This window comes from Burkholderia sp. BCC0405, assembly GCF_902833075.1.
Taxonomy (GTDB): domain Bacteria; phylum Pseudomonadota; class Gammaproteobacteria; order Burkholderiales; family Burkholderiaceae; genus Burkholderia.
In genome coordinates this window covers 247726-269950 of record NZ_CADFEO010000011.1, presented here as the reverse complement: position 1 = coordinate 269950, position 22225 = coordinate 247726, and the positions used below count along the sequence as shown (strand labels likewise).

The following is a 22225-nucleotide window of genomic DNA, read 5'->3' as shown; positions in this document are numbered from 1 at the left end:
CCAGACGCTCACTCGCGAAGCGAGTTTGCCATGTCGTAATGAAACGCGAATCGCATCGCAATTCGGTCATGATCGCCCCGCGCGAGACCCCTTCGTCGAGCAGCAAGATCAACCGCGCTCGCCTCACTTGGCCGACCGCCATCGTTCGGCTGCGCTGCATCGACAGCAGTTCTTCCCGCTCGGCTTCGCTCAGATTCATTTTGCCCATGCACCATTAGATCAGTGCAATTTCATTGGTTCAATGGACTAGCCGCTACGTGCCGACGCATGTCCGCGTTTATCCCGATCTGCTTTCATATACCGCACACGGCGAGACGTTCGATCTCGGCAACTATGCGGCAGTCCTTGTCTGCGGCGAGGAAACATACGGTCACAACAAAGTACGAACCGTCAACAATCGCGGTGAGGCGTTTTCGGCAATCGAGCGTTAAAGAGGAGGGACGGGAAATGATGGATGCCATTCGCAAAATTTACGTCGAGGAGCTCAGGCTGCCTCATTTCAAGGATTCCGACGATTTCTTCGATGTAGGTGGCCATTCGCTGATCATGGCATCCATTCAGCGTCGATTGAATGACGAACTCAAACTCGATGTGGCGATGGATACGCTGTTTCGCTATCCGACACTGGACGCGTTGAAATCGCACATCTTTGCGACACCGTAACCGGACGCTTGTCACCATTGCGGTAATGGAATAAATGTATGGAAACGAAATTCGCCTGTTTTCAGGATGTCGGCGACGGCGATGCACCATCGCTCTCTCAACGACGCAACCAGCTATATGCGGAGTTTGTCCAGCGAGCGAAGAACATGGTGCTTATCCAGTCGGAGACAAAGGATCTGATCGCGCCGCTCAACACGCTGCTCGACGCGAACGTTCTCTTCTTCAATCGCGTTGGCGATGATCGGTTCGACATCTGTTACGGGCCATCTTCGGTCGCTGCCAATACGTTGAGCAATTCGATTCCGCGTTGGTCGGACAAGATCGCCGCCCGAATCAAGAAGTCGCTGCGCAGTTCGAGTGGAGCGATCTGCAAGCTCGAGGTCGACGGCAGTGACGAACATGTCGATGTATTCGTGACGGACTGGAGTTCGTGTACGGGGGCCTGCGCGCTGGCGTTGCATGCTTACCACCCGTTCGTCAGAACCATCTCGTATCACGGAGGCAGCGGCAACTATTTCACCGGACGCTATGTGCGCAATCCGCTGACGGGGGATTTGATGTCGATATGGGTTGCTGATTGGGTCAAGCCCGACTTCGGCACGGGTGCTGTATTGGTCAACCCGGCACACAATCGAGCGGATCTCGAATTCGCTCGGCGGGTCGGGTTGCCGATCCGGTTCGCATTGTCGCTGCAGCAGGACGTCGACGAGTATTCCCGTCCCGTTCCGCCGGTGCTGAAGACCGGGTTTGCCATTCGTACGGGTTTTCTGGACGGCAAGTGGGCAGATCAGGTTCATAACGAAACCCTGAACGTGCTGTTGCGCAAGGGCGTGGCGATCCAGCATGAAGACAACCGGTTGCCGAGTCAGGTTATCGGACGGATCGAATTGCTCGTCGAACGCGACGAATCCTGCCAGTTCTGGAACCGCAGCACTGGTGAGTTCATTCTGGCGAACCGCGATACGGCCGGCAATCCAGACATCGTTCCGGTACGTCTGACCTGTCATCCGGTGTTTCAGGCGGCTGTTACGGCAGTCTTGTTCAAGCCGGAGTACCTGCAAGTCGATTCGACCACGAGCAAGAATCACTTGATTGTCCTTGCGCCCCTGATCTATGACTTGGCGGGCCTTCAAGGTTTCGTGCCGCTGGAAATTCTCGAACCGGCGGAATACGCGGGGCAGCGGGACATCGACGAAGCGATGAAGCTGGCGCTGTTGGTCGGCGAGGCGCCGGGCAAGGTGCTTGTCGTTCGAAAGACACTGCTGGAGCAGGTGGAGAGCTTCCGGAGCGGCGTGAGGGCGGTTCATACCAAGTTGGCGAAGGACGGGGAGGTGCCTCCAGTGGCGGTTTATACGGCGCTGGAAAGAGCCGATCCCGTCGGTGCCTTCAAGGAGCTTTACCACTGGCAAAAGCACATTCTCGGTACGGACTTGCCGGTCCATGCGGATCGCTATCTGTCGGTGCTGGGCACGCTTGGGGTCGAGAGGTTCGCTTAGATCAAGACAGGAGGGGGCATGGAGATTTTTCTTTACGCTTTCAGCGTGATGTACAGCCCGGGGCCCGTCAATGCGCTTGGACTCAATGCGGGTTTGACCGGGCAGATTCGGCGCACGATCGGTTTTTTCGTCGGTGTCGGCATTGCGATGTTCATGCTGTTGTTGATTTTCGGTTATACGGGGGAGGCATTGATATCGACGAAGTGGCTGCCCTATATCGCACTGATTGGTGCGGTCTATACGTTCTATCTGGCGTTCAAGATGATGAAGTCGAAGGTCGATACGAGCACGGGCGCGAGAGACCGGGCTTCGTTGGGCCCCAACCTTACCTTCCTCAACGGGTTCATTATTCAGGCGCTCAATCCCAAAGGGATGCTGGTGGTGTTGCCGATCACGACCGTGATGTTTCCGTCCGCCAACATCCGTGGCGTGATGATCCTGATCGTATCGGCGCTGATAGCGATCGGAGGGGCCGGTGCGCCAGGCGTCTACTCGGCGTTAGGGGTTGTCGTCGGCAGAAAAATCAAGAACGACGATTACTTCAATCTATTCAACCGATTGATGGGTGTCCTGCTGGTCGCAGCCGGTGCCTTCATGTTTTACGACTTTCTCGAGGGTGTCAAACTGATCTGACCGACATGCATAATGAAACTCACTTCTGATCCTTTCGTTGCCTGGTCGGATGTCCCGCTTGAAACGCTGAACGAGTACATTCAGCGGCAGGTGGTGTCCGGAGATCAACTTACGCTTGCCATGCTTCATATGAAGGCCGGCGCATGGGTAGCGACCCATTCTCATCCCAATGAGCAACTCACGTACATCCTGAGCGGAAAGGTGTTGTTTCGGTATGGGACAAGCCTTGAACACGAGGCGGTCGTTTCGGCCGGGGAGCTTTTCCATATCCCGGCGGGCGTCCCGCACAACGCAAAATGTCTGGAAAACGCAATCGATCTGGACATCTTTACGCCGCCGCGGACCGATTGGGATACGGTCGATGGGAATCGTTATTTTTTAGCCGGCGACGCGGCGGCCAAATTCGAGATCAAAGGCGTATGAACACCGCGAGCGGTCAGGGTCTGCGAAGATGGCTGGTTTCATCCGGCTCGCATCTTACGGCATCGTCAAGATTGATCTGCTTTCCTTACGGTGGCGGGGGAGCATCCATTTACCGGGAATGGCAATCCGAGCTTGGCGATGCCGTCGATGTGTGTGCGGTACAGCTTCCCGGCCGAGAAGGTCGTTTTGGCGAGACTGCATGTACGGACATCGATGAGCTCCTGGAACCGATGCTGGCGGAGATACGACCTCTGTTCGATCGACCGGTATTTCTATTCGGTTACAGCATGGGAGCCGCCCTTGCCTACAAACTGGCGGCCTACTGTCGGAAAAAGAGGATCCAATTCGATCTAAGAGGGCTCATTTGCTGCGCGAGAAAAGCGCCGGGCAGACAGCCGGGCCCTGATGCGCTGGCTCACTTGAGCGACGAGGCATTCTTGCTGCACATCGTCAGTCTAGGGGGCGGGGAGGTTGCCGTGCATTTTCGGAACAAGGACTTGCGCAACATCGCCCTTCGATTGCTCAGGGCGGATTTCCTGCTGTCCGCAAGCATTCTTGAACCTGACGACGGCGTACTGGATGCACCGCTGATCGCCATTGGCGGTGCCTCCGATCCGACGGTCTCGCTCGACGAGCTTGGCGCGTGGCGCCGGCTTACCAGCGGGAAATTTACGCAGTTGGTGCTCCCGGGCGGTCACTTCTTCATGAACGAGGACATCGATGCCTTCTTGAACGTCCTTCGCGGCATCGTGGGGACGGAACGCGAGCCCCTCTCTAGATTCTGAGCATGGGCAGCGCTGCCTGGTTTCCTCCTCTTGCGGATGCGCGGAAAGAACATCCGCAGCGAGATAATATCGTGGGGTTGGAATGAGATTTTCAGCTTCATTGCTCGAAATGGCGGGCGCCGCGGCACTGATTCTTATGATTCCGGGGCCCACTAATACTTTGCTGTTTGTTTCCGGGCTACGTGCCAGACTGCGAAGCACCTTGCCACTTGTTGCTGCCGAAGCGCTTGGATATATCACTGCGATTTCGGCGTTCGGCTTCTTGCTGGGTTTCGCGTCCGGCCAGTTTGCTTGGTTGCAAACTGTCATCAAGGGGGGCAGTGCGGCGTACATCGGTTGCCTTGCTCTGAAAATGTGGTCGCAAAGTCATCTACCGGAAGAACGCGTCGATCGCATCGTCAGCACGAAGGATATGTTGGTGGCAACGTTGACAAACCCGAAAGGGCTGCTGTTCGCGAGTACTATTTTTCCAGCTGAATCATTTCGGACAACACAGAATTTTTCTGCTGCGATGATCTGCTTTCTGGAGATTCTGATTCCCATCGGCGTCGGGTGGGCAAGCCTCGGCAGCGCGTGCAATCAGAGCGATAGCCTGATAGAGCAAATGCCGAGGCTCCTGCGCGTTGCCTCGCTCGTACTCATGTTGCTGTCGGGCTCGGTGATGTATTCGATGATCAAGGCGTACGCGTTAAACCTGGTTTGAGCCAGGTGGGGGTACTGTTTCGATTCAAGGTTGGCTCTGGTGCTGGCTCGCGAAGATGCCGCGTATCGCCAGCCATTTGGCCGGCGACAGGCCGAACGCCTTGCTGAACTGGCGTGTCATGTGGCTTTGATCGTAGAACCCCGCGTAGATGGAGGCTTCCGCCAGCGAATCTCCGAGCAGGAGACGGTTCTTCACGATATCGAGACGCCGCATCGTTATATAACGGTGCGGGCTGGTGCCGAATAGATCGCGGAAATCGCGGGACAGGCTCCAGCGATCCCGGCCTGAGTGGCCGGCCAATTCCTCGAGGGTGATCTGACGTTCCAGTGAATCGTGGATGAATTCCATCGCGAGCTTGCCGGCCCGATAATCGGGCGTAACCCTTTTGCTCTTCTGGCCGCTGGCGATGCCGAGGGCGATGGTCAGGTCGTACAGCGCGTCGTCTTCCTCGAGCGGGGTGAGTCGATTGTCGAGGTTCTGCAGCAGGGCATCGGTTGCCTTGAATAGCCGAGGATCCCGGGAGATCCCTTCGGGAATGAACGGCAACGATTTTCCGCCCAGGACTTGCTGGATCAGAGAGGGGGCGATATAGATCATCCGGTACTGGAACCCGTCGGTGGTTCCGGCATGACCGTCGTGCTCTTCGTCAGGGTGAAGGACCATCGTTCCGTTCGGCAGGCTATGCCGCAAGGTTCCGCGGTAATGGAAGCTTTGCACGCCCGCCAGTGTCCGGCCGATTGCGTAGGTATCGTGTCGGTGAGGGGAGTAGGCTTGTCCCGCAAAGTAGGCTTCGATGCGCTCGAGTTTCCCGATTTGCGGCTGGTAGATCCAATCATTCGAAGAAGAGTTGCGTTCCATTGGATTTCGCCTTATGAAAAGTGTTGCTTATGCAGAAGCAAACAGGAGATGGCCCCTCATTTTCATTCGCTGCGGTTGAGTCGAGCAATGGCATCGAGTGGATCATTGTGCCACGATGAGCGTGACGCTTCTGCGGATCGAAGGGCTGTACTTTCGCAGGACGAGACGCGGTAGGGCGACTCCGGTATATGCATCCCGTTTCTGTTGATTCACATATCTTTGTGAATAACCGTGAATATCCATGCACGAATCCTTGATTTTCAAGCGGCGAGAATTTGTGGTCTAGGCTGACGTTGTGCACTTGGGCCGGCGACACTTGTTCTGTCACTTTTAGGCGGCAAGTGGGGAGTAAGAGAGTAATAAATAAAATTATTATATTAAATAAGTGTGACGATTGTTTTGGGGTGATGCGGAAGTCGTCCGATGAGTGCTGCGAGCCGTGGCCCATTCGCAGCGACAGTCCTCGGACGACGTCGGTCGAACACGAAGTGTTCGCGAAGCCGCGGCAACTGCAGCAACGCTTGCGCGGCTGAAGCGGGGTTTCGGGCTACAACAGAAACGGTAACGACCGGCGCAGCGACGCTAGGCGCCCGACTCATTGGTCGTGCCATGGCGATAGGCGCGCGGCGAGCAACCGACGATGCGCTTGAACGCATGCCTGAACGCGCTAAGTCGTAGCCAAGCTTCTGCGCGATCGTCGATATCGAAGCGTTTGAGCGCCTCAGTGCCCGCATCGCAAGCTGTATCCGCCAGCGCAGCACGTATTCGAGCGGCCCGAATCCCAGTCGCCGCTTGAAATGCAGCGCGAACGTCGAACGCGATACGTGACAGCAGGTTGCGAGTTCGTCGACCATCCAGCGTCGCGCGGGGGCTGCGTGAATGGCAGCAAGCGCCGCACTCACTCTCGAGTCCGCGAACCCGGCAAGCCATCCGAGGTCGCCGTTCGCGCCGTCGTTCACGTAACGGCGGAGGATCTGTACCAGCATCATGTGCCCGAGATGCGGAACCATCAACGATCCGCCCGGCGACGACGTACTGAATTCCTGTGCAAACTGCTGCAGCGACTAGCGCAGCACCGCCGCCTGCTCGGAGTCGCCGCTCACCACAACCACGGGCGGCAGGCTGCCGAGCAGCAGAGGCATACCCTCTTCGTACGAGAAGCGGCCGCCGATCAGGAAGCAGTCCGCCGGCTCGCCATGGTGCGCGATACCGCGTTCGACTTTCCGGTACACGTCGGCGACAGGTAGCGGCATGACCGACGGGGCGCTCGCCAGCGAAAATGCCCGCGGCGCCGCCAGCAGGAAGCAGTCTCCCGTGCGCAGCAGGACGGGGGGCCCCGCACCCTCGATGGTCAGCCAGCAGCGCCCTTCGACCACCGCGTTGAACTTGATGCCGTCGGGCGGTGGAATGGCGACAGCCCAGTCGCCGCCGGCTCGCAAGCCGACGAAATACGGGTCGCGCGTTTCCAGCAGCGACAGCACCTCCGATAGGGGATCCACGCGCAATTTCGGACGATCTCGACGAAAAGCCGGATTCTATTGCATTCCTGGTCCGGGTGCGCGACCGGAGAATGACTTCGTGCAGCGGCGTGACCGACGGGCGGTCACGTGCTTCACGCATCGTTCCTGGAGCCTTCAAATGACGAGCATGCAGCGCCCCCTTCATTCCGGATTCGACGCCGCATCCACGGCACGCGATGTACTGGCTGATCTCGACCTCCGCGGCAAGACCGCGATCGTCACGGGTGGCCATTCGGGCCTCGGCGTGGAAACGACCCGTGCGCTGGCGCTGGCCGGCGCGAATGTCGTCGTTGGCGCACGGAACCCCGATGCAGCGCGCGAAGCGACGCACGGCATGGCCAGCGTGGCGATTGCGGTACTCGACCTCGCCGATCCTGCGAGCGTGGCCGCATTCGTCGCGCAGTTCGTCGATGCGCGGCGCGACGTGCATATCGTGATCAATAGCGCGGGCATCATGGCGTGTCCCGAGACGAGGGTCGGCAATGGCCTGGAAGCGCAGATCGCCGTCAATCATCTGGGCCATTACGCACTCGTCAACCGGCTTTGGCCTGCGCTCGCGCACGGACACGGCGCCCGCGTGGTCGCGGTGTCGTCGCTCGGGCATCGGCTGTCGCCGATTCGCTGGGATGACATTCAGTTCGCACGCGGCTACGACAAATGGCTTGCATATGGCCAATCGAAGACTGCGAATGCATTGTTCGCAGTGCAACTCGACGCGCTCGGCGCACCGTTCGGCGTTCGCGCCTATTCGCTGCATCCGGGCAAGATCGCCACGCCGCTGCAACGACATCTGACCCGCGAAGAAATGACGGCGCAGGGCTGGGTGGACGAGAACGGGGCGCCCGTCGATCCGACGTTCAAGATGCCGCACAGGGTGCGGCGACGCAGGAATGGGCCGCAACGTCGCCGCGCCTCGCCGGTATCGGCGGCGTTTACTGCGAGGCCTGCGACGTTGCGGTTGTCACCCGCGGAAGCGAAGAAGCGGGCGTGCGGCCGCACGCGATCGATCCGGAGGAGGCGGCACGTCTGTGGAGGTGGTCCGCGGAATTGACGGGCGTCGACGCCTTTGCGGTACGTCGCTGATGCGCGGCGCAATGCATAGCGGACATTCTCCATCGTGCGGGCGAGCCGCTGAACAGACATGTCGCGCATCGGCGCAATGTCCGGACATGTATGGACCCCGACCTGTCTTGCTATCGGGGATGGCATCCTCGTCGCGCCGCTCGCGTCTATCCACGCCCCACGAAAGGCATCGCGGTCGCCATGATCGTCATGTTCAGGATGTTCGTGTCCAGCGGCAGGTTCGCCATCTGGACGACCGCGTTCGCGACATGCGTGACGTCCATGCGCGCCTCGGGCGCGAGGCTGCCATCCGCCTGCGGGACGCCTTGCGTCATCCGTTCCGTGAGCGACGTCGCCGCGTTGCCGATGTCGATCTGGCCGCACGCGATGTTGTACCGGCGGCCATCGAGCGCCAGCGACTTCGTTATCCCGGTCACCGCATGCTTGGTGGCCGTGTACGCAATCGTGTCGGGGCGCGGCGCGTGCGCCGAGATCGAGCCGTTGTTGATGATCCGGCCGCCCTGCGGCGTCTGCGCTTTCATCAGGCGCCACGCGGCCCGCGCACACAGGAAGACACCGGTCAGGTTCGTCGCGACGACGCCGTTCCACACATCGAATTCGTATTCGTCGAGTGAAACCGGCGGGGCGTTGCGGCCGGCATTGTTGAACAGCACGTCGAGCCGGCCGAACTGCTGCGCGATCCGTGCGAACGCGTGGTCGACCGACGCTTCATCGGTGACGTCTGCAGGAAACACTTGCGCGTCGCCGCCGGCGGTGCGGATCGCATCCTGCGTTGCGCGCAGCGATTCCTCCGTGCGTCCGAGCAGCGCGACGGTGAATCCCGCCTGGGCGAGCGCGATGGCCGCTGCGCGACCGATGCCGGAGCCGGCGCCCGTGACGGCTGCGATTTTTTTCGGGACAGGCATGGCTTGATTTCCTGCTGGTTGAAAGAGGGGCAAGGCGGCCGATGACCGGGATCACCGCCACCTTCGGCAATGTAGTCGAAATGCGCGGCGCGCATGTTCGAGCGACATCGTAAAGCACGCTCGATGGCGCGATGGCCTCGGCTATTTCTTCCGGCCAGGTGCGGTCTTCCGCGCCCGCGCCCCCGTCTCCGCAAACAGATCGACCACCACGTCGCGCAGCCACCGGTTCCCCTCGTCCTGGTTGACGCGCGCATGCCAGAGCATGTGAATCGGCGCGCCCGGCACCGTGACGGGCAACGCGCGCCAGCCCAGCGAGAAGGGTGCGGCGAGCTGCTGCGCGAGATGCTCGGGCACCGTCGCGATCAGGTCGGTGCGCTGCAGGATGTAGCCGACGCTCATGAAATGCGGCACGGTGAGCCGCACCTGGCGCGCCACGCGGCGGCGCTTCAGCCATTCGTCCACCTGCCCGTGACCGGTGCCGGCCGACACCACGACCAGGTGCCCGGCATTGCGCCACGCGTCGACCGTCATCGGCGCCCCCTCGAGCGGATGCCCGCGCCGGAACAGGCACACATAGCGCTGATCGAACAGCCGGCGCTGATAGAAGCCGCCCTTGAGCTGCGGCAGCAGGCCGATCGCGAGATCGACGCGGCCGTCGGCCATTTCGTCGCCGAGGTTGACGCTCGTGTCGCGCACGGTATTGAGCGCGATGCCCGGCGCCGCTTGCGACAGGTGTTCGAGCAGCGCGGGGAGGAATACGACTTCGCCGATATCGGTCATGCCGATCGTCAGCGTGCGCGTGGCGCGCAGCGGATCGAAACCGGTCTCGGGATTGAGCGCGGCATGCAGCGTCGCGAGCGCGTGCGACACCGGTTCCGCGAGGCGCAGCGCGAACGGCGTCGGCACCACGCCGCCGGGCCCGCGCACGAACAGCGGATCGCCGAGCCGGCGCCGCAGCTTCGCGAGCGCGTTGCTCACGCCCGGCTGGCTCATGTTCATCTGCTCGGCGACGCTCGACACGCGCCGTTCCTGCATCAGCCGCTGGAAAAGCAGCAGCAGGTTGAGATCGATATCGCTCAATTCCATGGGGTGGGCCTCGCCGGGTTCATTGCATCCAGTGATGAAGCAGATTCCAGTCATTTTATTGCGGGATGAAAGTCCGCTCCCGAGAATGCCGATACGGCCCATGCAATCGACATGACCGCTGCGCAAGCCGCAGACCCCACATCGGAATATCGGAGACACCTTCATCATGCAGACGAACCTGAAGATTGCGATCGTCGGCGCCGGGATCGGCGGCCTGACGCTTGCGCTTGCCTTGCGCGAGCACGGCATCGACGCGCAGCTCTACGAGCAGACCGACCAATTGCGCGAAGTCGGCGCGGCCGTCGCGCTGTCGGCCAATGCGACGCGCTTCTACGAACGCATGGGATTGCGTGCGGTCTTCGATGCGGTGTGCGCGGACATCCCGGGGCTCGTCTATCGCGACGGCCGCAGCGGCGCGGTGATCGGCCATCATCGTGGCGACCCCGACTATCGCCGGCAATTCGGCGGAGCGTACTGGGGTGTGCATCGCGCGGATCTGCAGGCCGTGCTGTCCAGGGCGGTCGGCCTCGAATCCATTCGTCTCGGCCATCGGCTGACCGATCTCGCCCAGTATCCCGATCGCGTCACGCTGTCGTTCGACAACGGCGTGCGCGTCGACGCCGATCTCGTGATCGGAGCGGACGGTGCGCGCTCGATCACGCGGCGCTGGATGCTCGGCTACGACGATGCGCTGTATTCGGGCTGTTCGGGTTTTCGCGGCGTGGTGCCGGCCGCGCGGCTGAGCCTGTTGCCCGATCCCGAAACGCTGCAGTACTGGATCGGGCCGCACGGGCACCTGCTGCACTATCCGATCGGCGATGGCGGCGACCAGAATTTCCTGCTGGTCGAGCGTCACCCGTCACCGTGGCCGTCGCGCGACTGGGTGATGCCGTCGGAAGAGGGCGAGCAACTGCGCGTGTTCAGGGACTGGCATCCGGCGGTGCTGCAGATGATCACCGCCGTGCCGATCAGCCAGCGCTGGGGCCTGTTCCACCGGCCGCCGCTCGGCCGCTGGAGCCGCGGGCGCGTGACGCTGATCGGCGACGCCGCGCATGCGCTGGTGCCGCACCATGGGCAGGGCGCGAATCAGTCGATCGAGGATGCGGTGGTGCTGGCAGCGCAACTGGCGCAGGCCGGGCCGGGCAACTGGCGCGAAGCGCAGGAAGCGTACGAGCGGCTGCGCCGCGGCCGCACGCGCAAGGTGCAGTACGCGTCGATCTCCGTGGCCGATGTGCTGCACCTGCCCGACGGGCCGGCTGCGCAGGCGCGCAATGCGCGTCTGGCCGAGCGCGATAGCGTGCTGCATTACCTGGACTGGATTCACGATTTCGACGCGCTGGCCGGAGAGCCGAGCGAACGGCAGGGTGGCACGTGGCTTTGAGCCCGCGCGATCTTGAGCGCGCCATCAGGCGCGACAGGCGCGCCGGGACGGCGGGCGCAGGGCACGACTCGGGTCGGCGGCCAGCGGCCCGCCGGTCACCGGCCAGCCTGGCGAAAACGGGCGGGGCAGCGCCCGCCCGCCGTCATTTCACGCATTCGAGCGCGTACTTCAACCCCTGCCCGAGCAGCCCGCGCCAGACGTCCCACGTATGCCCGCCGTCGACGATGCGAAGCTCGGCCGGGTTCTGCGCGCGGCGCAGGTGCGTGTACAGCACGCTCGATTCGGCCTGGATCGTCAGGTCGTCGTCGCCGGCCGCGATGAACATCGGAATCCGCCAGCTGCGCGCGAAATAGCCGCGCATCAGCGCCGGGTAGTTGAGTTCGTGCCACACGCGCGGGTCGAACTGCCGGTCGCCGAACACGCCGACATAGCGCGCGGCGGAATTGAGCGGCGGCTCGTTCGCATAGATCGCGGGGCTCAGCAGCATCGCGCCGCAGAACAGCCCGGGTTCGAGCAGCGAGAAGCGCAGCGCGCCGAAGCCGCCCATCGACACGCCGCCGATCGCGCGGCCCGCGCGCTGGTTCGACACCGCGAAGTGCGCTTCGACCTCGGGCAGCAGGTCGTTGAGGAACGCGCTCTGCATCTTCTCCTTGCGGTCGACGTACCAGTCGGTGCCGCCCTGCGGCATCACGATCACGACCGGCGGAATCTCGCGGCGCTCGATCAGCGTGTCGGCGGTGGCCTGCAGCCGGCCCTGCGTGACCCAGTCGTTCGCATTGCCGGCGTTGCCGTGCAGCAGGTACATCACCGGGTAGCGCGCGCCTTCCGGGTTGTAGCCGGGCGGCAGGTAGACCGTGTACGACCAGTCGCGCTTCAGCGACGCCGACCGGAACGTGCGCAGCACGACGCTGCTGCCCGGATTGAGGGCGGGTTCCTGGGCGGCGGACGGGGTCGTCGCGGTCTGGACGGCCGGCGGCGGCGCGGGCGAACCCGCCGGTGCGGCCGGCGTGGCGCGGGCCGTGGCGATGGAGCCGGCGATCAGGGCGATGGCGAACGGAAGGGCGAGTCGGCGCATGTCGAATCGTTTCAGGAGAGGCGCCGGCTATCGTAGCAGCGGCGCATGAAGGCGCGGCGCGTCATCGCCGCGAACGGAACGGCAGGCGCGCGACGAGCGGCCCGTAGAGTTTGGCGACGAGATACAGCAGGCCCATTGCGACGACGTCGGCGGTCAGGCCGAGCTTCACGTCGAGATAGCCTTCGGTCGCCTGGTAGAGCACCGAATCGACCGCGAGCGAGATGGCGGTGCCCGCGACGAAGCACAGCAGCCCCTGCCGGCCGATCGTGCCGATCCACGGCATCGCGTGCGCGACCTTCTTCATCCAGCCGAGGTGCACGAGCTTGGCCGCGAGCCACGCGATCGCGAGGAAGTTCGCGAGCCGCAGCGCGCCGAGGTTCTGCTTGATCGACGGATCGGTCGGGAACGGCTCGATGCGCAGCCGGTAGTACGCGCCGGCCGCGACGATCGCGAGCGCCGCGGCCGTCAGCAGCCAGCCCTGCGGCTTCGGTGCGAGCGTCTGGTAGACCGGCTGGCAGCGCGCGATCACGCCGAGCACGAACAGGAACTGCCACGCGAACGGATTGAAGTCCCACGGCGCGCCTTCGACGGTCGGCAAAAAGCGCGCGACGTGCGGCGCGGCGTACCACAGCGACCCGCTGAACGCAAGCAGCAGCCACGGCTGCGTGCGCGCGAGCGGCAGCGCGAGCGGGACGAGCAGCGCGAAGAACGCGTACATCGGCAGCACCGACGCGAGGTACGGCTGGCGGCGGAACAGCAGGATGTCGCGCAGCGCGGCGAGCGGCTTGTGGAGCAGGCCGTCGAGATCGTTGGTCGGCATGTTCGGGCCGTCGATCGCGAACGCGTTCAGCGCGGCCGTGATCAGCAGCATCAGGCCGGCCGTCACGAGGAACGCGCGGTAGATCTCGAACGCGCGCCGGATGAAGCGCTGGCGCGCGGCGGCCTCGTCGTGCCGCTCGGCGAGCGAGTTGTACGCGATGGCGGTGGCGAAACCGCCGAGGAACACGAAGACCTCGGCCGCGTCGCACAGCGCGTACGCGTGCAGCGTCACGCGCGACAGGATGCTGCCGCCGATGTGATCGACGACGATGACGAGCAGCACCAGGCCGCGGAAGAAATCGAGTTCGGCGTAGCGGCCGGCCCGGGCCGGCGCGGTCATCGGGGCGTCTCCCGGCGCGGGCTGCAGGCGCGGCCGGCGCACGCCGCGCATGAATCGGGGTGAAGCATGACTTCGTGAGGAAATGACGAACGGATGCGCATTGTGCCACCGATGCGGCGCGCACCGGGTTTACGCGGATGGCCGTCCGTCCTGCCGCTGCCGACAAGCCGGGTCAGGCAGTCTGCGCAACGGGGCAGTTGGGCGAGCGCAACGGTTTGCGCAGGGTTCACTTGCCCCGATGGACGGACGGTTTGCGACGTGACACCATTTTGACCTCACGCGGCCGCACACCGCGTCGTCCGCCCTGCGGGCCACACATACAACAGACCAGACTTTCGCCGGGCGCTCGACCCGCCCGGCCCCCGGCTCCGGAGATCCGTCATGAAGAAGCACGTCATTTTTGCCGCCGCGCTGGCCGCTTTCGCCGCGCCGGTCTTCGCCCAGAACAGCGTGACGCTGTACGGTGTGATCGACGAAGGCTTCAATTACACGAACAACGTGAACGTCAATGGGGTCGGAAAAACGAATTACCAGCTCGCGAGCGGCTATGCGCAGGGCAGCCGCTGGGGCCTGAAGGGCAGCGAGGATCTCGGCGGCGGGCTGAAGGCGATCTTCACGCTGGAAAACGGTTTTGACGTGAACAACGGCCGGCTCGGCCAGGGCGGCCGCATGTTCGGCCGCCAGGCGTTCGTCGGGCTGAGCGCGCCGCGCTTCGGCACGCTGACCTTCGGCCGCCAGTACGACTCGGTGGTCGACTATCTCGCGCCGCTCACCGCCAACGGCAACTGGGGCGGCACGCTCTTCTCGCACCCGTTCGACAACGACAACACGGACAACTCGTTCCGCGTCAACAACACGGTCAAGTATGCAAGCGCCGACTGGAACGGCCTGACGTTCGGCGGCACGTACAGCTTCAGCAACAGCACCGGCTTCTCGAACAATCGCCAGTACAGCCTCGGTGCGCAGTACTCGCTGGCCGGGCTGCAGGTTGCGGCTGCGTATCTGCAGGCGAACAACCCGGGCGTCGGCAGCGCGGGCGCGATCTCGGCAGATGACGCGAACTTCGTCGCCGACCGCCTGCGGATCTTCGGCGGCGGCGTCAACTACACGTTCGGCCCGGCCACGGTCGGCCTGGTCTACACGAAGACGGACATGAAGAATCCGGTGTCGACCGTCTACCTGCCGGCTTCGACGTTCGCCGGCCTCGGGCTGACCGCGACGAAGTTCCAGAACATCGAGATCAACGGCAAGTACCAGCTCACGTCCGACTTCTATCTCGGCGCGCAATACGTGTACACGGACGGCAAGTACGATGCGGCGGCCGGGACGTTCAAGCCGAAATACCACACGGTTGGCCTGATGGCCGACTACAGCCTGTCGAAGCGCACCGACGTGTACCTGCAGGGCGCATGGCAGAAGGTTGCCGGCGACAAGACCGGCACGGCGGCCGACGGCGGCTACGTGGTCGGCACGGACGGCCCGTCGGCGTCGTCGAATCAGTTCGCGGTGCGCGCCGCGATTCGCCACAAGTTCTGATCCTGATCGGGCGGCGCCGGGGCCGCGTGCGCCGGCGCCGGCTGCGGTCAATCCGCCCGGGGCGTGGCGCCGAGGGTTTCCGCAAGCCAGTCGACGAAGATCCGCACGCGCGGCGCGAGATGCCGGCCGGTCGGAAACACCACCGATACGGGCAGCGGCTCGGCATTCCATTCCGGCAGCACCTCGACCAGCGAGCCGTCGGCGAGCAGCGGCCCGAGCCCTTCGCGTGGCGCCTGGATCAGCCCGAGGCCCGCAAGACAGCACGCGAGATACGCCTGCGAGCTGCTGACCGACACGATGCTGCGCATCTTTACCGCGTGCAGCTGGCCCGTATCCATATCCGCATATTCCCAGTCCAGCTCGCGGCCCGTGCGGCTCGAGAAATAGCCGACCGCGACGTGGTCCGGCAACTCGTCCGGCGAGCGCGGCGTGCCGTGCCGCTCGAGATAGGCGGGCGCCGCGCAGTTGATCTGCGCCAGTTCGCCGATGCGCCGCGCGACGAGCGACGTGTCGGACATCGCGCCGACGCGCACCGCGCAGTCGATGCCATCGGCGACGAGGTCGGCGAAGCGGTCGGTCGTGCCGATCACGACACGCAGGTCGGGGTAGCGCGCGTGGAAACCCGGTAGCGCCGGAATCACCTGGTTCAGCGCGAAGCGCTCGGGCAGGTCGACGCGGATCGCGCCGCGCGGCGTCGCGCCGGCGTCCTCGAACAGCGTTTCCGCATCGTCCAGATCGGCCAGGAGCCGCACGCAGCGCTCGTAATAGGTCGCGCCTTCGGCCGTCAGCGCGACGCGCCGCGTGGTGCGCTGCAGCAGGCGGATCTTCAGGTGCTTTTCCAGATACTGGACGGCGTTGCTGACCGTCGGGCGCGGCAGTTGCAACTGCTCGGCCGCTTTGGTGAAGCTGCCGAGATGGGCGACGCGCGCGAAGATGCGCATTGCTTGCAGATGGTCCATGCGGGGCGGGTGCGTGGGTGGCGGGGAGCAGGCTCCATTGTTAATCAGCGTCGAATGGTTTGGTTGAGTGTTTCGCGTTTATCGCGTGTCGCGATGCGTCCAGAATCCGGCCTGTTCATTCATCACTCAAGGAAACGGACATGGAAACGCGTGAACTGGGCCGGACGGGCCCTCGGGTGTCGGCACTCGCGCTCGGCTGCATGGGGATGTCGGACTTCTACGGGCCGGCCGACCGCGACGAAAGCATCGCGACGCTGCACGCGGCACTCGACCACGGCATCACGATGCTCGACACCGGCGATTTCTACGGGATGGGCGACAACGAGATGCTGATCCGCGATGCGCTGCGCGGCCGGACACGCGACCAGGTGCTGATCAGCGTGAAATTCGGCGCGCTGCGCGATCCGGCCGGCGGGTTTGCCGGCTACGACGCGCGGCCGGTGGCGATCCGCAACTTTGTCGCGTACTCGCTGAAGCGGCTCGGCACCGACTACATCGACATCTACCGGCCGGCGCGCGTCGATCCGGCGGTGCCGATCGAGGACACGATCGGCGCGATCGCCGATCTCGTGAAGGCCGGGTACGTGCGCCACATCGGCCTGTCGGAAGCCGGCGTCGACACGATCCGCCGCGCGGCGGCCGTCGCGCCGATCTCCGACCTGCAGATCGAATATTCGCTGCTGTCGCGCGGCATCGAGGCCGCGATCCTGCCGGCGTGCCGCGAACTCGGGATCGGCGTGACGGCGTACGGCGTGCTGTCACGCGGGCTGCTCGGCGGGCGCTGGAGCACGACGCGGCAGGGGGAGCGCGATTTCCGCGCGGCGAGCCCGCGCTTCCAGGGCGAGAACCTCGCGCACAACCTCGCGCTCGTCGACGCGTTGCGCGCGATCGCCGACGAGAAGGGCAGCAATCCCGCGCAGGTCGCGATCGCGTGGGCGCTGTCGCGCGGCGGCGATATCGTGCCGCTGATCGGCGCGCGCAAGCGCACGCAGCTTCAGGATGCGCTGCAGGCTGCTGAGATGCAACTAACGGTCAATGACGTCGCGCGCATCGAAGCGGCGGTTCCCGCCGGGGCGGCTGCCGGTGAGCGTTATCCGGCCGCACAGATGGCGCACCTCGATAGCGAGCAGGGGCGGGGGCCATCTCACGGGGGCTGATCGACCCGGATCGGCTTTTGTTGCGGAATAGTCCCCGTATTCGTCCGGATTCGGGGGGGGTTCGAGTTTGGCGACCCCGTTGGTGGTGCATGGTCCAGCCCCGCCTGCATTGGTACCGGCGGTGCGTTTTTCTCCGGCCCACGGCGCGACAGCACATCGGCACCATCGCGCCGCCGCGCCGCGCCGCGCCAAGCCCTAGCCAGTCTCAGGCAAAACCAGATGACGGGCGGCGCGATCGGGGTGGCTGTAAGCGGGCATCGCCGACGAGCGCGATGCCCGCTGTCCGTGACGATCCCGACGCCGGTTTCGACAACAGCCGGGTTCGGGGTCGTTCACCGGACGTGGGTGTGGGTCACACAGCTCAGGCCGGGTCGGCGTATTTCAGCGTCCATCCGAACGTGCGGGTCGCGCCCGCGCCGAGTGCGAACGGCTTCGTCGTGCAGGCGAAGTTCGAATGCAGCTGGCCGATCGGTGTCGTCGACAGCGGGTTCGTCGCGCCGTTCACGGTGTCGAAGGCGGACAGCGCACAGTTGTCGAACCCGGACGCCGCATAGCCGGTCGCGGCGCTGTTCGCGTAGGTCACCGACACGCCGTCGCCGTTCGCCTGCGTCGATGCGAAATCCGCGAACGACGTGAAGTCCGTTTCGACCGACAGGTTGCCGGTGAGCGTGCCCGTGCTCAGCGTATCGCTGCGTGCGACCGAGCCGTGCGCGAACGTCAATACCGTATGCACCTGCAGGTCGAGATCCGTCGTGTACGCCGCGTTCTTCGACGCGAGCCGGAATTTCGCGGTATCGAACGACACGATCACCTGCCCGTTGCTTTGCTGGACATTCAGGTTCTTGTAGTACGTGACGGGAATGTAGGTCTTCCCGTTGTACGACACCTGCGGCACCAGCAGCGCGTAGCCGAGATCGGTCGTGCCGTAGATCAGCTTGTCGGAGAACGGCACCGGGTAGTACGGCGTGTACGAGTTGTAGTCGGGCGCCTGGCTGAGGTTCAGGTTGATCACGCGCCGGCCGTCGCGCACGGTGACGAGCGCCGCGCTGTACGGATGCGCGGTGTCGCCCGGCTGGTTGTACCAGGTGAGCGTGTAGCGCGGCAGCGCGTCGAGCCACGCGTTGTAGTCCGCATCGGCCATCGGCGCCTTGCCGCCGAAGCCGAGCTTGTTCCACCACGCGTTCACGTACAGGTACTGGTGCAGCAGGCTGAAGTTCTCGCCCATCACGCGCGGCTTGCCGCGATATGCGTCGGTGCCGCGGCCCTTGACCCACATGTTCACCGACGGCGTCGGCAGCGACGGGTCGTACCAGTACGTGTCGAAGCGATGCGCGGCCTTGTAGATGAACGCGTACGCGATCTGCTTCTCCTGGTCGGTCAGCACGCCGGCATTGGCCGCGGCCGTCAGTATTTCCATGAACGCGGAATCGCCGTACGGGCCGATCGAGCGGCCGTAGTTGAAGCCCTGGCCGTCGCCGTTCAGTTGCGGGAGGATCAGGTCGACGGACTTGCGCAGATACCCCTTCAGTTCCGGCGTGAGGTTCGCCTCGTTGCCCATCTCGAACGTGCGCTCGGTCACTTCGCCGATCAGCAGCGTGCTGTAGCGGTCGAAGCGCGCCTGGTCGTAGTAGGTCGTGTGCGTGTTCGACGCTTCGTCCGAGAACCCGCCCGACGAGTCGTTGCGGATGTGGTTCGTGAGCGTGTACAGCAGCGCATCGCGTGCGCCCATCGTCGCGACCGACGGATCGGTCGCCGACGCGAACGACGGGTTGCTCCAGCCCAGCTTCTGGCGCAACCCGGCAATTCCGTAGGACACCGCATAGTAGTTCTGCGCGGTGTTGAGCGACGCGATGTCGATCGGCGTGCCCGCGGCCGGGCACGTATTGGTCTTGCCGCTCGCGTCGGGGCCGAACATGTCGCAGAAAGTGAGCCGTTGCTGCAGCGTCGCGAGCATCGCGTCGCTGAAGACTTCGTTGAGCATTCCGTGCGCCTTCAGGTTGTTCAGCGCGACGAGGTAGTAGTACTCGCCCCACGACGTATTCGCATACGTGTAGTTGCTGCCCGACTGCGCCATCATCGCGGTCGTGATCGTCTGGTAGGTGGCGAGATAGCTCGCGTATTGCGGATCGTTCTTCGACTTCATGTCGATCAGGATGTACGACAGCCCGAGCGCGAGCTTGCCCGGCAGGAATTTGTCTCCGGTGTTCGTATCGAGCACGTGCACCGGCGCGCCGTCGCCGAGATCCATCACGACCTGCGTGAAATCGGGCGATTTCCGGATCAGGTCGAACAGCGCGCGCATCTGGCCCATCATCGTGGCCGGAATGTTCGCACCGGCCGGCACGCTGGTGTCGGCCGCGCCGTAGACGAGCGCCTGCAGTGAGTTCGCCGCGAGCGATGGTGTCGTGGACGAGGGCGGCGAAGATGACGATGACGATGGCGACGGCGTGTCGGTCACGTCGCTGCCGCCGCATGCGCTGACGAACAGGACGGAAAGGGCGCTGAGCGCGGCGCCGAGCGCGAATCTGCTGCGCAGATGCATTGTGTCTCCAGTTTTGAATAGTGATGAGGGGCGGGCCGGTATGACCGTTGCCGCGCCCGGCGCCCGTCCCTGACCTCCGCCTGGCAATCCCGATCCCTGAAGACGGTGGCCCGAAATCGCAATTCGAGCGGGCAAGCGTTCCCCTGCGCAGGCCGTGAACGGCGTCGCACCGATGCGAAGGAAAACGTTTTCCAAATTTAGACATCGACAGGCATGATGTCAATGAACTTTCGCGCGGGACGCGCCGGTAGAAACCCGAATCGCGGGAAAGCAGGGGCAGGAAGCGAGAGCCGGATGATGCGGAAATCGCGAGGAATTTTTACCGGGATCGATTCGATGGAGCGCAGGATGCGGGTGACGACGCGACGAGGCGGCACGCTATCCGGCGAGGTGCGCTTGGTAGTGTTCGAGAGAAAACGTTATCCATAAGAGGCGAGCTGAACCGGACGTCGGCTCATCGATCGCGACGGGCCTCCGGCCGCGCCGGCGATGTCATAGCTGAGCCTCGAGCGCCGCCTTGTCGATCGCCGACCAGACCTGCCGGATCTTGCCGTCGTGAAATTCGTAGAACACGTTCTCGGCGAACGTGACCTTCCTGCCGTCGATGGCGAGCCCCATGAACGTCCCTTTCGGCGAACACGCGAAGCGAAGCCGGCACGCGACGAGCGGCGGTTCGCATGTGAGCAGCCGGATGTCGAAGCGCAGATCCGGAATGTCGCGGCAGTCCTGCTCCAGCATTGCGCGGTAGCCGGCGAGGCCGAGCGGCCGGTCGTTGTGGATCACGTCGTCGTCGACATACTGGCCGAGCGCCGCCCAGTCCCGCCGGTTCAGGCAGTCGAGATATGCGCGGTAGCGATTGGCGAGATCGATGTCGGTCATGAGCGTCCCTCCGTGTGTTTCCATGTGTCGATGGGGGCGAATGCGGCGCGCATCATCGCGGCGCCGTTTCGCCCGACAAGAACGCGACGAACTCGCGCGTGTACTTCGGCAGCGCATCGAACGACCGCGCGCACAGCTTCAACCGACGGTGGCTCCACGGATCGGACAGCTCGACGAGCCGCACGTCCATCGTCTGCATCGCGCGTTCGGCCGCGTGCCGCGACACGATGCCGATGCCCACGCCGCTCGCGATCACGCGGCAGATCGCATCGAAGCTCTTCAGTTGCACGCGATAGCGGATCCGCTTGCCGAGCGCGCGCGCCTGATCGGCGAGATGCACCTGCAGTGCGCTGCCGTCGGTGAGGCCGATGAAGTCGGCATCGGCGATCGAGTCGAACGCGACCTCGCCTTGCGACGCGAGCGGATGCGTGGCCGGCACGACCACGATCAGCCAGTCCTCGCGGAACGGCTTCTGTTCGAGCCCACCGAGCCCGACCGAATCGGCGACGATGCCGACCTCGGCCGTCTTGTTGCGGATCGCATGCACGATTTCCTGGCTCGAGCGCTCCTCGACGCTGATCGACAGCTTTGGATGATGCGGCAGGTAGTCGGCCAATGCGTCGGGCAGGTATTCGCTCAGCGACGCCGTGTTGCACAGCAGCCGGATATGCCCGCGCAGCCCCTGGCCGTATTGCTGCAACTCGCCGCGCATGTGGTCGATCTGCTGCAGCACGGTGCGCGCGTGATGCTCGAGCGCGCGGCCCGCGTCGGTGGCCTGTGCGCCCGACTTGGTCCGATGCAGCAGCGGCACGCCGAGTTCGTCCTCCATGCCGCGGATGCGCTCGCTCGCGGCCTGCAGCGTGATGTGGGTCCGCTCGGCGCCGCTCGTGATCGTGCCGGCCTCGCAGATGTTCAGGAAGAGCCGCAGGTCGGTCAGGTCGAAGCGCATGATGGGCGGGGCGATCGTGTTGGAATGGCCGATAAGTTAGCAGGGAACCGCGGCCGCGGTCTCAGGCACAGCCTGAGGCCGGATTCGCCGGTTCCGCATTTTCGGGGCGGGATCGATGGCGGATCATGGCCGCACATCAACCGGGGAGCCTGTCATGCAGATCGATCCGTCGTGGGGCGTGTCGTTCAAGATCGCGTTGCACGTGCTGTTCCTGTGCATCGGCATCGCGTGGGCCTGTTCCGAACTCGCCGCGTGGTTGCGTTGAACGTCGCGGCGGGCGCGCGCCGCAGCAGGCGGCAGTCGTCGTTTCGCACCTATCGGAACACATCCGTCATAGTTTCCTGAAACGAAAATTCTTCCGTTTTCGCGCAACCAGACCATCAAGTTTTTCAGGATCGGACCGTATTACCGGTAGCGAAGGCCGGCCGGCATC

20 protein-coding genes and 2 pseudogenes are annotated in these 22225 nt (G+C 64.0%); 10 read left to right on the top strand and 12 right to left on the bottom strand.

Annotated elements, in window-relative coordinates:
* Positions 1-208 (bottom strand): annotated as a pseudogene (locus HWX36_RS20485) (helix-turn-helix domain-containing protein); the annotation flags it as partial.
* A 239-nt stretch (positions 209-447) separates the two neighbouring features.
* Here HWX36_RS20485 and HWX36_RS20480 point away from each other — a divergent pair.
* The 6 genes from HWX36_RS20480 (at position 448) to HWX36_RS20455 (ending at position 4703) form a co-directional block, all read left to right on the top strand.
* A complete protein-coding gene (locus tag HWX36_RS20480) occupies positions 448-663 on the top strand; it encodes an acyl carrier protein (RefSeq protein WP_175954106.1) in 216 nt (71 codons plus the stop codon).
* A 38-nt stretch (positions 664-701) separates the two neighbouring features.
* Positions 702-2159, top strand: a complete 1458-nt coding sequence (locus HWX36_RS20475) for a class I tRNA ligase family protein (protein WP_175954104.1) — start codon at positions 702-704, stop codon at positions 2157-2159.
* A gap of 18 nt (positions 2160-2177) precedes the next feature.
* The gene (locus tag HWX36_RS20470; RefSeq protein WP_175954102.1) at positions 2178-2792 is read left to right on the top strand and encodes a LysE family translocator; all 615 of its coding nucleotides are present in this window, start codon (positions 2178-2180) and stop codon (positions 2790-2792) included.
* Between the two features lie 12 nt (positions 2793-2804).
* On the top strand, positions 2805-3215 hold the full coding sequence (locus HWX36_RS20465) for a cupin domain-containing protein (protein WP_175954100.1): 411 nt from the start codon (positions 2805-2807) through the stop codon (positions 3213-3215).
* Positions 3212-4000 (top strand): alpha/beta fold hydrolase, encoded by a 789-nt coding sequence (locus tag HWX36_RS20460; protein ID WP_175954098.1) that lies wholly within the window; start codon positions 3212-3214, stop codon positions 3998-4000. Before HWX36_RS20465 ends, HWX36_RS20460 begins: the two co-directional genes overlap by 4 nt.
* An 82-nt stretch (positions 4001-4082) precedes the next feature.
* Positions 4083-4703 (top strand): LysE family transporter, encoded by a 621-nt coding sequence (locus HWX36_RS20455; RefSeq protein ID WP_244136472.1) that lies wholly within the window; start codon positions 4083-4085, stop codon positions 4701-4703.
* A gap of 24 nt (positions 4704-4727) precedes the next feature.
* Here the strand turns inward: HWX36_RS20455 and HWX36_RS20450 are convergent, their stop codons facing one another.
* The 3 genes from HWX36_RS20450 to HWX36_RS37255 all read right to left on the bottom strand — a co-directional run bounded on the left by HWX36_RS20450 (position 4728) and on the right by HWX36_RS37255 (position 7042).
* Entirely contained in the window at positions 4728-5561 is an 834-nt protein-coding gene (locus tag HWX36_RS20450; RefSeq protein ID WP_175954096.1) for an AraC family transcriptional regulator, read from the bottom strand.
* Between the two features lie 377 nt (positions 5562-5938).
* The gene (locus tag HWX36_RS37260) at positions 5939-6571 is read right to left on the bottom strand and encodes a helix-turn-helix domain-containing protein (protein ID WP_244136471.1); all 633 of its coding nucleotides are present in this window, start codon (positions 6569-6571) and stop codon (positions 5939-5941) included.
* A 54-nt stretch (positions 6572-6625) separates the two neighbouring features.
* Complete coding sequence (locus HWX36_RS37255; RefSeq protein WP_244136470.1) at positions 6626-7042, bottom strand: cupin domain-containing protein; 417 nt, start codon at positions 7040-7042, stop codon at positions 6626-6628.
* 157 nt (positions 7043-7199) lie between these two features.
* On the opposite strand from HWX36_RS37255, the pseudogene HWX36_RS20440 reads away from it, so the two are divergent.
* Positions 7200-8164, top strand: a pseudogene (locus tag HWX36_RS20440) (SDR family NAD(P)-dependent oxidoreductase).
* 146 nt (positions 8165-8310) lie between these two features.
* On the opposite strand, the gene HWX36_RS20435 reads toward HWX36_RS20440, so the two are convergent.
* Entirely contained in the window at positions 8311-9069 is a 759-nt protein-coding gene (locus HWX36_RS20435; protein ID WP_175954094.1) for an SDR family oxidoreductase, read from the bottom strand.
* A 141-nt stretch (positions 9070-9210) separates the two neighbouring features.
* A complete protein-coding gene (locus tag HWX36_RS20430; RefSeq protein ID WP_175954092.1) occupies positions 9211-10155 on the bottom strand; it encodes a LysR family transcriptional regulator in 945 nt (314 codons plus the stop codon).
* A gap of 166 nt (positions 10156-10321) precedes the next feature.
* On the opposite strand from HWX36_RS20430, the gene HWX36_RS20425 reads away from it, so the two are divergent.
* Positions 10322-11536, top strand: coding sequence for an FAD-dependent monooxygenase (locus tag HWX36_RS20425; protein ID WP_175954090.1), 1215 nt, complete (start codon positions 10322-10324; stop codon positions 11534-11536).
* A 142-nt stretch (positions 11537-11678) separates the two neighbouring features.
* Here the strand turns inward: HWX36_RS20425 and HWX36_RS20420 are convergent, their stop codons facing one another.
* Both HWX36_RS20420 and HWX36_RS20415 read right to left on the bottom strand, forming a co-directional pair.
* Positions 11679-12611 (bottom strand): alpha/beta hydrolase-fold protein, encoded by a 933-nt coding sequence (locus HWX36_RS20420; protein WP_175954088.1) that lies wholly within the window; start codon positions 12609-12611, stop codon positions 11679-11681.
* A 61-nt stretch (positions 12612-12672) separates the two neighbouring features.
* Entirely contained in the window at positions 12673-13770 is a 1098-nt protein-coding gene (locus HWX36_RS20415) for an OpgC domain-containing protein (protein ID WP_175954086.1), read from the bottom strand.
* Positions 13771-14151: 381 nt separating this feature from the next.
* On the opposite strand from HWX36_RS20415, the gene HWX36_RS20410 reads away from it, so the two are divergent.
* Positions 14152-15306, top strand: coding sequence for a porin (locus HWX36_RS20410; protein WP_175954084.1), 1155 nt, complete (start codon positions 14152-14154; stop codon positions 15304-15306).
* A gap of 47 nt (positions 15307-15353) precedes the next feature.
* On the opposite strand, the gene HWX36_RS20405 is transcribed toward HWX36_RS20410, so the two are convergent.
* Positions 15354-16265 (bottom strand): LysR family transcriptional regulator, encoded by a 912-nt coding sequence (locus HWX36_RS20405; RefSeq protein ID WP_175954081.1) that lies wholly within the window; start codon positions 16263-16265, stop codon positions 15354-15356.
* Between the two features lie 140 nt (positions 16266-16405).
* On the opposite strand from HWX36_RS20405, the gene HWX36_RS20400 reads away from it, so the two are divergent.
* Entirely contained in the window at positions 16406-17422 is a 1017-nt protein-coding gene (locus HWX36_RS20400) for an aldo/keto reductase (RefSeq protein WP_175954079.1), read from the top strand.
* Between the two features lie 361 nt (positions 17423-17783).
* Here HWX36_RS20400 and HWX36_RS20395 read toward each other — a convergent pair whose 3' ends face one another.
* From HWX36_RS20395 to HWX36_RS20385, 3 genes are all read right to left on the bottom strand, one after another.
* Positions 17784-19964, bottom strand: a complete 2181-nt coding sequence (locus tag HWX36_RS20395) for a hypothetical protein (RefSeq protein WP_175954077.1) — start codon at positions 19962-19964, stop codon at positions 17784-17786.
* Between the two features lie 492 nt (positions 19965-20456).
* Positions 20457-20843, bottom strand: a complete 387-nt coding sequence (locus HWX36_RS20390) for an ester cyclase (protein ID WP_175954075.1) — start codon at positions 20841-20843, stop codon at positions 20457-20459.
* Between the two features lie 52 nt (positions 20844-20895).
* Positions 20896-21792, bottom strand: a complete 897-nt coding sequence (locus HWX36_RS20385) for a LysR substrate-binding domain-containing protein (RefSeq protein WP_175954073.1) — start codon at positions 21790-21792, stop codon at positions 20896-20898.
* Between the last annotated feature and the right edge of the window lie 433 nt (positions 21793-22225).

What these genes read in the sequence shown, in the direction of transcription:
- HWX36_RS20480 (WP_175954106.1), top strand. Translation starts at nt 448, where the DNA reads ATGATGGATGCCATTCGCAAAATTTACGTCGAGGAGCTCAGGCTGCCT.
- HWX36_RS20475 (WP_175954104.1), top strand. Translation starts at nt 702, where the DNA reads ATGGAAACGAAATTCGCCTGTTTTCAGGATGTCGGCGACGGCGATGCA.
- HWX36_RS20470 (WP_175954102.1), top strand. Translation starts at nt 2,178, where the DNA reads ATGGAGATTTTTCTTTACGCTTTCAGCGTGATGTACAGCCCGGGGCCC.
- HWX36_RS20465 (WP_175954100.1), top strand. Translation starts at nt 2,805, where the DNA reads ATGAAACTCACTTCTGATCCTTTCGTTGCCTGGTCGGATGTCCCGCTT.
- HWX36_RS20460 (WP_175954098.1), top strand. Translation starts at nt 3,212, where the DNA reads ATGAACACCGCGAGCGGTCAGGGTCTGCGAAGATGGCTGGTTTCATCC.
- HWX36_RS20455 (WP_244136472.1), top strand. Translation starts at nt 4,083, where the DNA reads ATGAGATTTTCAGCTTCATTGCTCGAAATGGCGGGCGCCGCGGCACTG.
- HWX36_RS20450 (WP_175954096.1), bottom strand. Translation starts at nt 5,561, where the DNA reads ATGGAACGCAACTCTTCTTCGAATGATTGGATCTACCAGCCGCAAATC.
- HWX36_RS37260 (WP_244136471.1), bottom strand. Translation starts at nt 6,571, where the DNA reads ATGGTTCCGCATCTCGGGCACATGATGCTGGTACAGATCCTCCGCCGT.
- HWX36_RS20435 (WP_175954094.1), bottom strand. Translation starts at nt 9,069, where the DNA reads ATGCCTGTCCCGAAAAAAATCGCAGCCGTCACGGGCGCCGGCTCCGGC.
- HWX36_RS20430 (WP_175954092.1), bottom strand. Translation starts at nt 10,155, where the DNA reads ATGGAATTGAGCGATATCGATCTCAACCTGCTGCTGCTTTTCCAGCGG.
- HWX36_RS20425 (WP_175954090.1), top strand. Translation starts at nt 10,322, where the DNA reads ATGCAGACGAACCTGAAGATTGCGATCGTCGGCGCCGGGATCGGCGGC.
- HWX36_RS20420 (WP_175954088.1), bottom strand. Translation starts at nt 12,611, where the DNA reads ATGCGCCGACTCGCCCTTCCGTTCGCCATCGCCCTGATCGCCGGCTCC.
- HWX36_RS20415 (WP_175954086.1), bottom strand. Translation starts at nt 13,770, where the DNA reads ATGACCGCGCCGGCCCGGGCCGGCCGCTACGCCGAACTCGATTTCTTC.
- HWX36_RS20410 (WP_175954084.1), top strand. Translation starts at nt 14,152, where the DNA reads ATGAAGAAGCACGTCATTTTTGCCGCCGCGCTGGCCGCTTTCGCCGCG.
- HWX36_RS20405 (WP_175954081.1), bottom strand. Translation starts at nt 16,265, where the DNA reads ATGGACCATCTGCAAGCAATGCGCATCTTCGCGCGCGTCGCCCATCTC.
- HWX36_RS20400 (WP_175954079.1), top strand. Translation starts at nt 16,406, where the DNA reads ATGGAAACGCGTGAACTGGGCCGGACGGGCCCTCGGGTGTCGGCACTC.
- HWX36_RS20395 (WP_175954077.1), bottom strand. Translation starts at nt 19,964, where the DNA reads ATGCATCTGCGCAGCAGATTCGCGCTCGGCGCCGCGCTCAGCGCCCTT.
- HWX36_RS20390 (WP_175954075.1), bottom strand. Translation starts at nt 20,843, where the DNA reads ATGACCGACATCGATCTCGCCAATCGCTACCGCGCATATCTCGACTGC.
- HWX36_RS20385 (WP_175954073.1), bottom strand. Translation starts at nt 21,792, where the DNA reads ATGCGCTTCGACCTGACCGACCTGCGGCTCTTCCTGAACATCTGCGAG.